The organism is Rosistilla carotiformis (assembly GCF_007753095.1).
Taxonomy (GTDB): Bacteria; Planctomycetota; Planctomycetia; order Pirellulales; family Pirellulaceae; genus Rosistilla; species Rosistilla carotiformis.
The window spans coordinates 3,294,745-3,309,383 of the sequence record NZ_CP036348.1 but is presented as its reverse complement, the minus strand read 5'-3'; the positions used below and the strand labels follow the sequence as shown (position 1 = coordinate 3,309,383).

Genomic DNA, 14,639 nt, shown 5'->3' with positions numbered 1-14,639 from the left:
GCTCCCAAAGCGAACCGATGGAGCGTGACGGAAATCCGATCGTGGAACATCGCAAACAAACGAGTGCATGAAGCCCTTGGCGGACTTCATGGATCAACCGAAGACGACGGTTGGCATTTACCAGAAAACGCCGTAAGGTTCTGACATTGCCAACCCTCGGCCCAATCATTGATAACTTGGAAGTCATAAGGAACGATCGAACGTGTCACTGCCACCGCGCGTAGAACAGAAAGCCGGGACTTCACTGCATGTCAAGCTATTGAGTTTCCTATTCGTCATCGTGCCAATCATTTTGTTGGTGCTGTTTCTTGAGTTTCGTTTTCGTTCGATCGAACAGAACATTCCTTATCAAGAACCCAGCCTTCGCGATGAAGCGAGGATGGAAATCGAGTCGATGCCGTGGCGGCCGGTCCAGGGGCAACGACTCTATGTCCCTGTCTATTCGCACGTTTATCATCAGAAGGGCGAGCCCTATTTCCTGACCGCTACGCTGAACATCCGCAACACCGACACCGAGCACGAGATCGTCGTGACGTCGGTGCGGTACTTCAATACCGCAGGCAAAGAGGTCCGTTCGATGCTGCAAAAACCGCTACGGATCGGACCGCTGGCAGCGACGGAATTTGTGATCCAACGGGATGACAAAGTGGGCGGTAGTGGCGCAAGTTTTATCGTTGAATGGCAAGCGGGAACCGAAGTCAATCAGCCGCTGGTGGAGACCGTCATGATCGATACGCGAGGGCAACAAGGGATCTCGTTTATCGCACGTGCGATCGTGCTCAGCGAGGGACTCCCAGCGCCGTGATCGTCCCATAGAAATACGCCCGAATTCGCTTCCACCCGACCGCTCGCAGCCGCATTGATCGCCATAGGTTGCGACGAGGCGGAGCGGTGCGGGAACGTCGCTGAATCCGCGTCGAGCATCCGATCGCAGACGCCGCGTGCTGCCGCAAAAAAATCAGAGTGATGCGCGCACTTTGTGACCAGGACGCACACCCCGTTGGTTGGATGGTTCCCGGGGCCCCCATTCTCTTTGCGCCGTCAAGAATGCGGATTGGCACAACGATTGCGTTGTTGCAACGACGACACGTTAAGAGGCAACTTCGACGCCCCCATCTCAGGCCGCCCATTCATGAAACGATTTCAGAATATTCTCGTTGCTCTCGATACGCGCAGCAGCTCGCATCCCGCCTTGGACTGGGCACTCTCGGTCGCCGTCCCCAGCCAATCGCGTTTGACCCTTGTCGATGTATTGCCCGAACTCTCGTGGGTGGCGCGGAATGTCGTCCCGAATTCGGAAGCCCACCAGCAACTGATGATCGACGACAAGAAGCAGAAGCTCGAAGAACTCGCCGCTCCGATTCGCGCCCGTGGTCAGGAGGTCACCACAAGAGTCCTGCGTGGCAAGACTTCTCGGGCTCTGTGTGACGAGGTGTTTCATGCCGACCACGACCTGCTGGTGCGTGTCACCCGCGGCATCGACAGCCGCAGTTCCGCCTTCTACGGCACGACGGGCAGTCGTCTGCTGCGAAGCAGTCCATGTGCCGTCGCCCTGATTCACCCGAACTACGCCGCGTCGTCGGGGCGGATCCTCGCCGCGATCGACCCCGCGCGGAACAACCCGGCCCACCAGAAGATGACACGTGAAGTGTTGGACCTGACGAAGTCGCTGGCTGACTTGCAGAACAAGGAAATGCATGTCGTTCACGCCTGGGTCCTGTTCACCCCCACGTTGTTGAAGTCGACGTTTTCCCATAACGACCTTGCTACGTTCCGGAAGAGCTCCGAAGCGGATGTGGCGAAGGAAGTCGATGAAGTTCTGGAACCTTATGGATTAAGCCATCGGGATCCCCGCGTTCATTTGGTCGAAGGACGCGTGGAGGCGGGCGATTCCGTCGCCAAGTGCGCCGATGCGGAGAACGTGGAAATGATTGTCATGGGAACGATGGCCCGTTCGGGTCTTGCCGGCGCCCTGATCGGGAATACAGCCGAACGCGTTCTTGAACTTACAAACTGCTCGCTGTTGACGATCAAACCCGACGCCTTCATTTCACCTGCAACGGGGGCGCACACCGCCACTCCATCCTCGGCTGGGTAAGCAAGGTATCGGCAGCGTCCAAGCCCCTGTTGATCGCAACGCTGCACGCGATGCAACGTTGCGACGCGACCAAGACATCCCAAGGGCAGCGCATGCTTCCCGCATGGGAGCGTGGGGACGATCGCTCGCCGGAGCATCAGATCATGAACGACAAACGAAAGCTTGAAGCACGATGAGCACGATTCAAACGATCGCCGCGTGGCACAGTCTCGACCCCAACGATGCTTCGCAAACGCTCGAGGCATCACACCGCGGGCTGAGCCAAGCGGAAGCCGAGCAGCGATTGGCAAAATACGGCCCGAACCATCTCCCACAGAAGCCCCCTGCGCCGCTGTGGTCGATCGTGCTGCGACAGTTTCGCAGTCCACTGATCTACATTCTTGCCCTCGCGGCGATCGTTTCGGTCGCCATGGGAGACGTTAAAGATGCGGCGTTCATCGTCGGAGTGCTGGCGCTTAACGCGATCATCGGGTCCTATCAGGAATGGAAGGCGGAACAGAGCAGCCACGCTTTAAAGAAGTTGTTGCAAATCCACGCCACCGTGCAACGCGATGGCGAAGTTTGCGAGATCGACGCCGAAAACGTCGTCCCCGGCGATGTCGTTTGGCTGGAATCGGGCAACCGCATTCCCGCCGACATCCGGTTGCTCTCGGCCAATGGACTCGAGGCGGATGAATCGTTGTTGACCGGCGAGTCGTTGCCGGTGACCAAAGACGCGACTTGGATCGGCCCCGAATCGACGCCGATTGCGGATCGACGGAACATGACCTACGCCGGTTCCATCGTGACGCGCGGCCGCGGCAAGGGGTTGGTCGTCGCCACGGGCAGTGCAACCAGCGTTGGGCAGCTTGCGTTGGACCTCCTGAGTGATGTCGGCGGCAACCCGCCGCTGGTCGAGCGGATGGAGCGGTTCACGCGGGCGATTGCTGTCGTCATGTTGGTCGCATCTGCCGCGATTGGAACGTTGGGGGTCGTGTTGGGGGGCTATTCGGTCGGCGAGATGTTTACGTTTGCCGTCGCGTTGGCGGTCGCTGCGATTCCCGAAGGGTTGCCCGTTGCGATGACGGTCGCCCTCGCGGTCGCAACAACACGGATGGCCAAACACGGTTTAATCGTGCGACGCTTGACGGCCGTTGAAGGGCTGGGCAGCTGCACCCTAATCGCCACCGACAAAACGGGAACGTTGACGTGCAACGAAATGACCATTCGCGAAATCCACACGCCCAACGGCGAGGTCTTTCAGGTGACGGGCGAAGGATTCATTCCGGCGGGCGAAGTTTGGTTGGGTGACAAACCGGCCAGGCAAGGTAGCGATGAGACGCTCATCGCGCTCGCCCGCGCGGGCGTACTTTGCAATGAAGCGGACCTGCATCCCCATGCCGGCACGTGGAACTGGCGCGGCGATGCTGTCGATGTCGCGTTCCTTTCGCTGGGGCATAAACTGGGTTGCGAACGGGAGCGAACACTCGATGCGCACCCCCAGGTGAATCAGATCCCCTTCGAATCCGAACACCAATTCGCGGCGGTCTTTAACCGCGTCGACGAGGGGGTTTCGGTCTTCGTGAAAGGAGGCCCCGAACGCGTGCTGGACATGTGCAGCGAAGCGAGCCAAGCGAATTTCGATCGCCAGCAGCTGGAAAATACCGCGACGCAGATGGCCGAACAGGGCTACCGCGTGCTCGCCCTGGCCGATGGTCGCGTCCCCGAAGCGATGGACGAGGAAACGATTCCAGCCAAGCCGACCAACCTGCGTTTCTTGGGATTCGTTGGCATGCTCGACCCGCTGCGACCGGGGGTGCAACAGGCAGTGAAGGACTGCGCCGACGCGGGAGTTTCGGTTTCGATGATCACCGGAGACCATCGCGTCACGGCCTTGGCAATCGCTCGACAGCTCGGTTTGGCCGAAGACGAATCACAGGTCATGACGGGTGAGGAACTGTTGGGCAAGTCGCAGGAGGAGATCGCCGAAGCTGTCGGGCGTGTTCGCGTTTTCGCTCGTGTCGCACCGCGGCAGAAGTTGGACATTGTCGAAGCGGCGCGTAGCGCTGGCCATTTTGTCGCCGTCACCGGCGACGGCGTCAACGACGCCCCCGCACTGCGCGTCTCCAATATCGGCGTCGCGATGGGCAAAAGCGGCACCGATGTGGCACGGGAAGCGGGTGAACTGGTCATCAGCGATGACAACTTTGCCACCATCATCAGCGGTGTCGAACAGGGGCGCGTCGCCTACGACAATATTCGCAAAGTGATCTACCTGCTGGTTTCCACCGGGGCTGCCGAACTGGTGCTGATGACGTTGGCCATTGCAACCGGAACGCCCTACCTGCCATTGTTGCCCGTACAAATTTTGTGGCTGAATCTGGTGACCAACGGAATTCAAGACGTCGCGTTGGCGTTCGAACCCAACGAAGGGGGCGTGCTGAAACGCAAACCTCGGTCGCCTTCGGAACGCATCTTTGACCAATTGATGATCGAACGAACGATCGTCGCGGCGGTTGTCATCGGCGGGATCGGATTCTTATCGTTCCGATGGTTCCTGCCCGAAGGAGCAACCGAGGCGCAAGCCGCATCGGCTCGCAATGCTTTGTTGTTGCTGTTGGTTCTGTTCGAGAACGTTCATATCGGCAACTGCCGTTCGGAAACCAAATCGGCGTTCGCCTTGTCGCCGCTGAGAAGCCCGGTGCTGCTGGTGGGAACGCTCACCGCGTTCACCATTCACTTCGTCGCGATGCATACAAGTTTAGGGCAATCGCTGCTTGGTGCCGAACCACTGCCGCTGCAGCAGTGGGGCGTGTTGCTGTTGCTGGCCCTGACGATTCTGCCCGTGATGGAATTGCACAAATGGAGCTGGGCGAAACGCCATCCAACGACGTAGACTAATCGTGCGTCGTGGCCGCATCCACTCGCTACCGCGGGAAGCGTCCGACGTGACGGCACTCGAATTTACCGCGACGAGACAGGGAGACCCTGCAATGCGTTTACGCGTGATCGCTACCGATTATGATGGGACGATCGCCATCGATGGCGTTCTCGATCCGAGGGTTCGCGAGGCCATTGGCAACGCGCGGCGCCGCGGCGTGTTGGTCGTGATCGTCAGCGGACGGATCCTTTCGGAACTTCGCGAAGTCGCCGGCGACCTCGATTTCGTCGATGGCGTCGTAGCAGAAAACGGCGCGGTGATCGCGCTACCTAACGGCTACACGACCCTGCTGGGACGGTCGCCCGATGTCGCGTTGTTAAGTGAGTTGACGCATCGCGGAATCGACTTCAAAGTCGGTCGGTGTGTTGTTGAAATGGATGCGGAGTTCGCCGATGTAGCGATTGAGTTGATCCGCAGTCTTGAACTGCCACTGGCGATTACGTTCAATCGCGGGCGGATGATGTTGCTGCCCGCGGCGGTCAGCAAATCCAGTGGCCTGCGCGAGTTGCTGAACACACTTGGGGTTTCAATCCACAATGCGATTGGCATTGGCGACGCGGAGAACGATCATGAATTGTTGTGCACGTGCGAGCATGGTGTCGCGGTCCAGTGGGGGTCGGCTCGGCTTCGAGAGATCGCCGATCACGTGATCGAAGGAGATGGTCCAGCGGCCGTCGGCGACTACATCGATCGGATCTCCGCCGAGCTGCGATTGCCTGCTTCGAGGATCAGCCACCGCAAGTTGATCCTCGAGGATTCAGAAGGGCATGCGCCGTTCCAGATCGGCCTGCGCGGCCGCAGTGTGTTGGTGGCGGGAGATACCCGCAGCGGTAAATCATGGCTGGCCGGACTGTTGATCGAACAGATGATCCTTCAAGGCTACACGGTTTATGTGTTCGATCCCGAAGGGGACTACAACAATTTGGCTTCGCTGCCAAACACGGTCGCGCTCGGCGGCGGACGCCTGTTGCCGCAGGGAGAGGATTTGACGGTTTTGCTTCAGCAAGGCCTCAGCGTCGTGTTGAACCTCTCGCATCTCAATCACGCCGAAAAGACGGATTACATCCACCGTCATCTTGCCATCGTCGCCGCCCATCGCCGTGAACGGGGCTTCCCGCATCGCATCTTGATCGACGAATGCCACTACTATTTCGATGACTCCCAGAGCCAAACGCTGCTCGACACGGAACTCGACGCCTACACTTTGGTGACGTACCGTCCCTCGCTGTTGCCCAAGAGTGTGTTGCAGCAAATGGAGGTCGTTGCGGTCACGCGACTCTCCGAACGCGAGGAGGTGGATGCGGTGCGGCGGTTGGGTGTCGAAGCGATGGGGGACGTGGCTGGCGATGCGCACCGTTGGTACGATCAACTCAGCAGCCTCGGGATCAACGAAGCCGCATTGCTTCCGCCGACGGACGAAGCCGAAGGCAAGGTGCGTCGATTCTTCGTTGCCCCGCGGCTGACGTCCCATGTCCGGCACTGCACGAAATATTCCGACATGCCCGTGGCGAAGGGACGCGAGTTTGTCTTCACCGATCACGGACGTCCCGTGGGATCGTCCGCCGCAACGCTCCAAGAACTTGTCGATGTGATTCCGAAGGTTCCTCCCAGGATATTGTCCCGTCACTGTCGACAGCACGACTTCTCCCGTTGGATCGAAACATTGTTCGCCGACCACGATCTGGCAAGCGACATCCGGCATCTGGAGTCGACGTGCTGTCAAAATGGAACGATTGACGAATTTGTCGATGGCGTCTGCAAGGCGATCGAAAGTCGCTATCCCTCGCGCCATGCCGCGTCAAACCCCGGCGCGACGTTCCCTGCCGGATGAGCCTCCCAATCGAACCCTCCGCGCATTCGCACGCCCTCCGAACGCATGTTCCCATTCCGTCGCGGCCGCTTCGTTGTCGATGGCCGCCCTTAAGTTTGCCGCTGGCAGCACGGCATCCCGAATCACCCTCGACCAGGAAGAATACCATCCCCGAAACAACCGTTCGCCTCGCCAAGCAATGTGGGCCGGGTTGCCCTACAATGCACGTTGCGAAACGCCGGGCCTGCTAACATTCCTTCCATTCCGACGAGCCGACCGATGAAACCACTGCGAATCTGGATCACCGTGATATTGGCGGCGTCGACTTGCGATCTGTTGGGGCAAGAGGTTCCGCTGTCGCCCGACTGTGTCATGCGGTTTGCCAACGTGGAAGAGGCCGAGGCGATTCTGGGAGCCGAGGATGCGTTCACGCGTCGCATGAGTCGATTCGACTTACAAAGTCGCCTTCACACGCAAGCCGAAGTCCGATCCGCCGATTATCTTCGTGCCGCGATCGACGACATCCAACCGTGGTCCGATGCGTCGATTGAGACGGTGCTACCAGCGGCGGAACAACTGGGGCGGCGTGTCCGCGAATGGAAGCTGCCCCTGCCCGAAGAGGTCCTTTTAGTCTGCACCGCGGGCACCTGTGAGGCCGGTGCGCCCCATACACGCGGCAACGCGATTGTTTTGCCCGAACAGCGTCTTGGTCGCCGCCAGGAGGATCTGCCGCGCTTGCTGGCCCACGAATTGTTCCACATCGCATCGCGTCAATCGCCCGAGTGGCGCGATCAAGTCTATGCCACGATCGGTTTCCAACCATGCGACGAGGTTCGGTTATCCGAGGCCTATCGCGATCGCCGGATCACCAATCCCGATGCGCCAATCGTACAGCATTACATCACCGTCACCGTCGAGGACGAACAAGTCCAGGTAGCTCCCGTTCTACTGGCCAATATCGCGCAATACGATCCCAGCCGCGAAGCCTCTTTTTTTGCATACCTGCAAGTCAAATTCGTGCAATTGCAGCAAGAACAAGCGCGTTGGACACCACGTTTCGAGGAAGATGGAACCTTGGTCGGCTATCCGATCTCCGCGTTGGACGATTTCCTGACACAGGTGGGAACCAACACCAAGTATTTGATCCATCCCGAAGAGATCCTGGCGGACAACTTTTCTTTTCTGGTGACGGGCAAACAGGTTGCGATGCCCGAAGTGATCGAACGGATCGAAGCGTTGCTGACGGAACCGTGATGCCGATCACGTTGAGAATCCGCCGTTAGTTTTCCAACGCAAGGATGATATGGTTGGCGGCTTGATCGATAGTCTCTTGCGACGTCGTCCAGCCGACGCTGACACGAATCGTGCAGGCGATCTGTTGTTCGGTGAGTCCAAACGCGACGAGGCTGCGCGTCATCCAGTCCTGAGGTTGCGGGCACCGCGGACGGCAAATGACAAGGTCCGACGTGGCTTGGTTAAATTGATTCGAGACCCGAATCGGCAAGGTGATCAGCGACGTATTCGGCAATCGGGAAACCTGATCTCCCCACACGCGAGGTGTCGGCGCGACGGACTGTTTAATCCGTTGTTCAAATCGGTCGCGCAGTGCAGCCATCGTCTCGGTGGCATCTTCGGCACCACGAGCGGCCATTCTGGCGGCCGCTCCCAGACCGATCTCTCCCGTGATGTTTCCCGACCCGGGACGCAGTCCCATCTCCGACGCTTCGCCGTACAGGATCGGCGACAGCTTCAGGCCACGGCGGACGTACAACGCTCCGATTCCCTTGGGCCCATACATTTTGTGGCCGCTGATCGCGATCGTGTCGGCGCGTAGCGATCCGGTATCGATCGGCTGTTTGCCGGCGATCTGAGCCGCATCGCAGTGCAACAGCACTCCGCGGGCGTGGCAGATGTCGGCGACTTGTCGAACCGGCTGCAACACGCCCGAAATACTGCACGCCGCTTGCAAGCAGACCAGCACGGTGTCGGGCTGCAACATCGCTTCCAATTGTTCCGGATCGACGCGTCCGGTGGAATCGACGTCCAAATATTCGATATGCCAGCCATCGAACTGCAACGAATTCGCAGCGGCGATCACCGAATCGTGCTCGGTGGCCGAAACGATCACGCGGCCGGGCGGCTTGCCGGCATGCTGCCAAGCGCGACAGACACCCAGGATGGCGAGATTGTTCGCTTCGGTTCCGCCCGATGTAAAGACGACCTCAAACGGATCGCAGCCCATCAGATTGGCAACCTGTTCGCGTGCCGTATCGACCAATTCTCCCAACGCCAGGCCCGCGGGATGCTGTTGCGTAGGTAACAGAAAATGTTCGTCCCAAAACGGTTGCATCGCTTCGCCGACCGAAGGAGCCAGCGGAGTGGTCGTGTTAAAGTCTAGGTAGATGTGTTTCACGGGCTCGACCTCGTCAGCCAAATAGCGATGCAAATCGGGGCCGATGCATTCGACCCGATCGCCCCATGTTAAGATGGTGCGATTCGGGGAACGTTGCGGCTGCGGGAAGCGGAGGCAGAATAGGCAAAACAGCGGCTCGATTGTGCCGATTGCAGCAAATGGTCAGACAGCCGATCGGCCCGCCACAGGGCCACGATCGGCGATCGCCTGGTCGATCCGCTGCCGCTGGTCAGGCGTCAGCCGCCAAGAGAGGGCCGCCGCCGATTCGGTGATTTGATACGGCCGTTTAGCACCGCACAGGGCCGCGGTAATGCCGGGGTGATGGATCGTCCAATTGATCACCAAGTCCGAAACGCTGCGACCGATCTCGATCGCCAGCCGCCGCAAGGTGTCGACAAAGTCTTGGTTCTTCTGCCACTGCTCCCCTTGAAACATCGGATACTTGGCCCGTCCGTCGCCGGGAGCAAATTGATGATCGCGGGGCAATTTCCCGGCCAACAACCCCTTCATCAAGGGCCAGTAGATGATCACCGACGCGCCATTCGCTTCGCACCAGGGGACGATATCCTGCAGGATTTCCCGCTGCAGCATGTTGAAATGCGGTTGCACAGCGGAAATCGGGCAGACGGCCTGAAAGGCTTCCAATTGTTCGACGTTGAAATTCGAAACACCCACGCTGCGCGTCTTGCCTTCGTCCATCAGACGTTTCAGTTCGCCCGCCGATTCGGTCACCGGAACGTTGGGATCGGGGCCGTGAAGGTACAGCAGTTCGACGCGATCGGTTCCCAGCCGCTGCAGGCTTTCGTCACACTGCTGGCGAAGCGTCGCTGGCGAAGCGTCTTGAACGCGTTGCCCTTGGGAATCCCAAGCGATCCCTCCCTTGGTCGCGATCACGATTTGGTCTCGTCGATCTCCCAAACCGCGGCCGATCAACCGCTCGCTTTCGCCCTGGGCACCGTAGCAATACGCGGTATCAAAAAAGTTGATTCCGGATTCCAACGCGGCGTCGAGTGTCGCCAAGCTGTCGGTATCATTGACATCGACGCTGGTCATCCCCGCGATCGGCCAGCATCCCATCGCCACGGGGGAGATGCGGATATCGGTTTGTCCCAACGCGCGGTGTTCGACTTCTGTCATCGTTCGATTGGCTCCCAAGATCTATGTCACGAGCCTTCGCACCTGGCACATCCACTGGGCAAACGCTTCGAACTCGCTATAACGGTCGACCTGGGTATGTTATCGCTTGTCACCCGCATTGCGAAGCGGTTTCAAGATCCCTCGCCAATCGAGCATGTCGGAACCTACGGTATGGAGTTTCCGATCCGCGACTTTCCAGACGCCGCCAGCCGCGCGTCGTTGCCGTCACCGAACCCACAGAGTTTTCCGATGCGTCCCTTGCTAACCTTGATCAGCCTCTCGCTCCCCTCTTTGCTTTTCGCACATCCAGGGCACGGTGCTGTGGCTAGCGAAACCCGTCCGATGGTTCACTATCTCACCAGCGGATCACACGCGGGTTGGGTTGCAGTGATCGCGGTCGCTGCAATCGCAGTCTACTTTTTGTTGCGTAGCCGTCGCGCCGCAGGACGACGCGCCTAGCAAACTAGCGACGATCGACCATGAAGCTGCCGTTGTCGGCGACATTGAACAGCGGTCGGTAGTAGTCGCGGCCGCCTGCGATCCGGCCGCCGGGAGTCCAAACAAACGACATTCCCATGTTCCAGCCTTCTTGCTGATTCCCATTGGCGTTGGAACCATCGTCGGGAATTAAGTAATCGAAACCGGTTCGCAGTGCCAGGCAGCGGCCCATTGGCACGTCGAAGGATGCACCCAAGATCACATCGGAAGAGCCGCTGAAGCCGACGTTTCCTTCCACCTCGACTCCATTGCCCATGGTGCGGCGATGGAAGAAGCGATACTGATCGGTCGCCAGGAAACCCGCTTCCGTTGTCGTGGTCAGCCCCGCGTCGTCAAGCAATTGAGCGACCGAACCGCTGGTCTGCGTGCTTTGCGACATCCGGAAACCGAACTCATTGACCGGCGACACCTTCCAGCTCAATTCGCCGCGAATCTGCAGCAGATCGACATCGTAGTACCATTGATCGCTCAGATAATCGACCACGACACCACCTTGCCATCCACAATCGACACGGCGATAGACACCGCCGGTCAGGAACAACTGGGTTCGTTCATCGGTCGTAAATTCAGCACCGCTCAAGTTGCTCTGCGTCGCTCGCAAACCAAACTGCCATCCGAATTCACCGCAGCCGATGAAATACAGCGGTCGGCCCAGGTTGAAACCTTGATGGAAGCCGAAGCTGGCCGATCCGTCGCGTTGCCCGGCGGTGTTGCCCGAGGCAAAGTTCGGTGGTCCCTTGAAGCCTTGCACGCCGACGAAGAATTCGGTTCGACGCCAGTCCCACCAACCAAAGGGATCGCAAGGACCACAGCCTGGTTCGATGCAAGCATTGCACCCGCAACCGATGCCACAAGCATCGCCGGTGCATCCCGCCCCTTCAAAACCACAGCTCGGTTCAAAGCCGCACGCGGGTTCAAATCCACAGCCCGGCTCGTAAGCCATGCCGATTCCGCCGCTGCACGAATCGCAACCACACGATGGACCTGCCTCGACGTAACCGCCAACGTCCCCTGGGATGTAATGTTCGTTGTATCCGACTTGCCGAACGCCCAACCAATTGGGCGATTGAGACTTCGGTGCTGGACGACGTACCGCCGCGGAGGCCCGCGCTTTCGCAGCTCCCGTGCCGATGGCTGCCGGTTGCGGCGCAGTCGCATACTGGCGATTGGCGCTCACCGCACGCTGCGGCTGAGAAACCAAGGTCTCCGCCTTCGGATCGGTTTCCACCACTTGAGTTGCGGCGACAGGCTGGACCGGCGGATTCGCTTCCGGCACCCAGGTCTGTTTCGGTTTGACCGGTGCACGCAAACGATTCGTTGGAATCGATTGATCCTCGGCAACCGCCGAGAGATTCGTTAGAATCATGGCACTTGCCAAAGCAAGCAAACATGAGATCCGAGCGGGCGTGTGAGACGTCTTCATAATTAGGAAACCTAAAGTTTCGACCTCCGAGCGTGAGCGCATGCCGCTGCAGTTCGCTGGAATGATAGAAATTCGTATTTGTACTATCGGACCCGCAAACTCTTCCCGATCAGTCAAATCGTTAAAATCATCAAGAATCGCCTAACCGGCAAACTTTCACATTGGAAGCGCCATCGCATGAGACTTGCTAGGACTTTCGTTCAAGTTGCCATCGTCACAGGGACACTCGCCTGTGGATTGCAGGCGCACGACGAAACCATCCAATCGCAGGACCAACACCCACGCCACCCGCTAGCATTCACATCCGCAAACGAAAGCAAGTTTAGGGTCGCCCAGCACCTGCCGGGCGTCTGGCGAAGCGGCGGCGGCGACGATCGGAATTTGTTCGTCCGCGATTCCAATCGGCCCCGCGAACCGCGGAAGCGTCCGCGGTGCATGGCGTTGCTTGCTGGCGACGACCATTTCATTGGCAACACTCCAACGTGGGAGAACGACCGGATCGAGGCGGCGGGCGCGACGCCACAGCCTTCAACGTCCGGCCGTCTCGAGATCTCGATGAGCGTCGTCGTCGTCGACGCGGCCATAAACATCTCCAAGACCGACACCGATAGCAAACAGATCAACCCGTTGATCCAGGCTTAGTCCGCCCGCGTCCTCAACCGCTTCCATCCCCCACTACGATCGGAACCCCAAACGATGCGAAATACTTCTCGAAACCTCGTGCTGCTGTTTGCGCCCTTGGCCGTCGCAATGACGTTTGCCCCAGACGCCGTCGCGGCCGACCGCCCCAATATCGTTGTCTTCCTGGTCGATGACATGGGCATCATGGATACGTCGGTCCCCTTTTTGACCGACGAACAAGGGGAGCCGAAACGCTATCCGTTGAACGACTTTTACCGAACTCCCAACATGCAACGATTGGCTCAGCAGGGAATTCGTTTCAACCAGTTCTACGCGATGAGCGTGTGTTCGCCGACGCGGATCTCGATCATGACCGGCCAAAACGCCGCGCGCCATCGCGCGACCAATTGGATCAACCCTCAGAAAAACAATGCCGGTCCGCACGGCGCCCCCGACTGGAACTGGATCGGCCTGACTCCGCAAGACGTCACGTTGCCGGGGATCTTACGATCCCAGGGTTATAAGACGATGCACATCGGCAAGGGGCACTTCGGTGCAGCGGGACATCCAGGATCCGAACCGTTGAACCTTGGTTTCGAGATCAACGTCGCCGGGGCTGCGTTTGGTGCCCCAGGCAGCTACTACGGCGAAAAAGACTACGGCCAACAAACACGACGCAAGCATCACGCCGTGCCCCATTTGGAAAAATACCACGGCACCCAAACGTTCCTGACCGAAGCGTTGACGTTGGAAGCGAACGCCTTGGTGAAGCAAGCAGCGAAGCAGGAAGAACCGTTTTATCTCTACTTCGCACACTACGCCGTCCACGCGCCGTTTGATTCGGATCCCCGGTTCGCCGCCAACTACAAAGACTCCGGCAAACCCGAAAACGCGCAAGCGTTCGCCACCTTGATCGAAGGGATGGATAAATCGCTGGGCGACCTGTTGGACCAGCTGGAAGCGTTGGGGATCGCCGAAGAGACGCTGGTCTTCTTTTTAGGAGACAACGGCTCCGACGCCCCCCTTGGCGATCAGCACGAGGTCGCCTGCGCCGCGCCGTTGCGCGGCAAGAAGGGAGCCCATTACGAAGGCGGGATGCGCGTGCCGTTTATCGCCGCCTGGGCGAAACCGGATGCCTCCCGTCCGATGCAACAACGCTTGCAAATTCCCGCCGGCAAAATCCAAAGCCAAGTCGCGGCGGTTCAGGATCTGTTCCCGACCATCCTGGACGTTGCTAACGCTTCGGGTCCCGAGCGCCACATCGTCGACGGTCTGCCGCTGCAGACGTTGTTGACTGGCAAACCCGATCCGCAACGGAAGGAACAGTTTCTAATGCACTATCCTCACGGACCGCATCGCAGCAATTATTTCACTTCTTGGCGCGATGGCGATTGGAAAGTCGTCTATCACACGTTGCCCGACGAGAAAACAACCGGCGGTTTCATTCAGTTCGACGACGGCCATTTCCAGCTGTTCAACCTCGCTAGCGACCCGTTTGAATCGACGAATCTGGCGCAATCGCATCCGCAGGAACTGAAACACATGATGCAAGGATTGATCGCTCAGCTAGCAGCTCACGACGCGCTCTACCCAGTCGACGACGCAGGCAACGCGCTGCGCCCTCAGCTGCCTTAGCCGATGCGTTTGCCACGCCGCCCGCAAATGCTTGCATTCAAGAAAGGCGAGTCGCGCCCGCCCTGGCGGCGCGTGATTTGAATT

The 14,639-nt window shown here is 59.0% G+C and carries 11 protein-coding genes; 8 read left to right on the top strand and 3 right to left on the bottom strand.

Annotated features, from left to right (window positions below; translation table 11 throughout):
• The first annotated feature begins 202 nt into the window (after positions 1–202).
• The 5 genes from Poly24_RS12075 (at position 203) to Poly24_RS12055 (ending at position 8,082) form a co-directional block, all read left to right on the top strand.
• The gene (locus Poly24_RS12075; protein ID WP_145095219.1) at positions 203–805 is read left to right on the top strand and encodes a DUF3124 domain-containing protein; all 603 of its coding nucleotides are present in this window, start codon (positions 203–205) and stop codon (positions 803–805) included.
• A gap of 327 nt (positions 806–1,132) precedes the next feature.
• Positions 1,133–2,098, top strand: coding sequence for a universal stress protein (locus Poly24_RS12070; protein WP_145095216.1), 966 nt, complete (start codon positions 1,133–1,135; stop codon positions 2,096–2,098).
• A gap of 172 nt (positions 2,099–2,270) precedes the next feature.
• Positions 2,271–4,973: a cation-translocating P-type ATPase gene (locus tag Poly24_RS12065; RefSeq protein ID WP_145095213.1), complete on the top strand. Its 2,703-nt coding sequence runs from the start codon at positions 2,271–2,273 to the stop codon at positions 4,971–4,973.
• Positions 4,974–5,070: 97 nt separating this feature from the next.
• Entirely contained in the window at positions 5,071–6,849 is a 1,779-nt protein-coding gene (locus Poly24_RS12060; RefSeq protein ID WP_145095210.1) for an HAD hydrolase family protein, read from the top strand.
• A 258-nt stretch (positions 6,850–7,107) separates the two neighbouring features.
• Positions 7,108–8,082, top strand: coding sequence for a hypothetical protein (locus Poly24_RS12055; RefSeq protein ID WP_145095207.1), 975 nt, complete (start codon positions 7,108–7,110; stop codon positions 8,080–8,082).
• 25 nt (positions 8,083–8,107) lie between these two features.
• On the opposite strand, the gene Poly24_RS12050 is transcribed toward Poly24_RS12055, so the two are convergent.
• Positions 8,108–9,241, bottom strand: a complete 1,134-nt coding sequence (locus Poly24_RS12050; protein ID WP_231753597.1) for a cysteine desulfurase family protein — start codon at positions 9,239–9,241, stop codon at positions 8,108–8,110.
• 162 nt (positions 9,242–9,403) lie between these two features.
• A complete protein-coding gene (locus Poly24_RS12045; protein WP_145095204.1) occupies positions 9,404–10,378 on the bottom strand; it encodes an aldo/keto reductase in 975 nt (324 codons plus the stop codon).
• A gap of 96 nt (positions 10,379–10,474) precedes the next feature.
• On the opposite strand from Poly24_RS12045, the gene Poly24_RS12040 reads away from it, so the two are divergent.
• Positions 10,475–10,837, top strand: coding sequence for a hypothetical protein (locus tag Poly24_RS12040; protein ID WP_145095201.1), 363 nt, complete (start codon positions 10,475–10,477; stop codon positions 10,835–10,837).
• 4 nt (positions 10,838–10,841) lie between these two features.
• Here the strand turns inward: Poly24_RS12040 and Poly24_RS12035 are convergent, their stop codons facing one another.
• Positions 10,842–12,242 (bottom strand): DUF6666 family protein, encoded by a 1,401-nt coding sequence (locus Poly24_RS12035; protein WP_145095198.1) that lies wholly within the window; start codon positions 12,240–12,242, stop codon positions 10,842–10,844.
• Positions 12,243–12,476: 234 nt separating this feature from the next.
• On the opposite strand from Poly24_RS12035, the gene Poly24_RS12030 reads away from it, so the two are divergent.
• Together Poly24_RS12030 and Poly24_RS12025 are read left to right on the top strand one after the other, a co-directional pair.
• Positions 12,477–12,941, top strand: a complete 465-nt coding sequence (locus tag Poly24_RS12030) for a hypothetical protein (protein ID WP_145095195.1) — start codon at positions 12,477–12,479, stop codon at positions 12,939–12,941.
• 54 nt (positions 12,942–12,995) lie between these two features.
• Positions 12,996–14,555 carry a sulfatase gene (locus tag Poly24_RS12025; protein WP_197452520.1) on the top strand — a complete coding sequence of 520 codons (1,560 nt, stop codon included), beginning with the start codon at positions 12,996–12,998 and terminating at the stop codon, positions 14,553–14,555.
• The last annotated feature ends 84 nt before the right edge of the window (positions 14,556–14,639 follow it).

Excerpts from the sequence above, each read along its gene's own strand:
- Poly24_RS12070 (WP_145095216.1), top strand. The coding sequence starts at position 1,133 with ATGAAACGATTTCAGAATATTCTCGTTGCTCTCGATACGCGCAGCAGC.
- Poly24_RS12065 (WP_145095213.1), top strand. The coding sequence starts at position 2,271 with ATGAGCACGATTCAAACGATCGCCGCGTGGCACAGTCTCGACCCCAAC.
- Poly24_RS12060 (WP_145095210.1), top strand. The coding sequence starts at position 5,071 with ATGCGTTTACGCGTGATCGCTACCGATTATGATGGGACGATCGCCATC.
- Poly24_RS12055 (WP_145095207.1), top strand. The coding sequence starts at position 7,108 with ATGAAACCACTGCGAATCTGGATCACCGTGATATTGGCGGCGTCGACT.
- Poly24_RS12045 (WP_145095204.1), bottom strand. The coding sequence starts at position 10,378 with ATGACAGAAGTCGAACACCGCGCGTTGGGACAAACCGATATCCGCATC.
- Poly24_RS12040 (WP_145095201.1), top strand. The coding sequence starts at position 10,475 with ATGTTATCGCTTGTCACCCGCATTGCGAAGCGGTTTCAAGATCCCTCG.
- Poly24_RS12035 (WP_145095198.1), bottom strand. The coding sequence starts at position 12,242 with ATGATTCTAACGAATCTCTCGGCGGTTGCCGAGGATCAATCGATTCCA.
- Poly24_RS12030 (WP_145095195.1), top strand. The coding sequence starts at position 12,477 with ATGAGACTTGCTAGGACTTTCGTTCAAGTTGCCATCGTCACAGGGACA.
- Poly24_RS12025 (WP_197452520.1), top strand. The coding sequence starts at position 12,996 with ATGCGAAATACTTCTCGAAACCTCGTGCTGCTGTTTGCGCCCTTGGCC.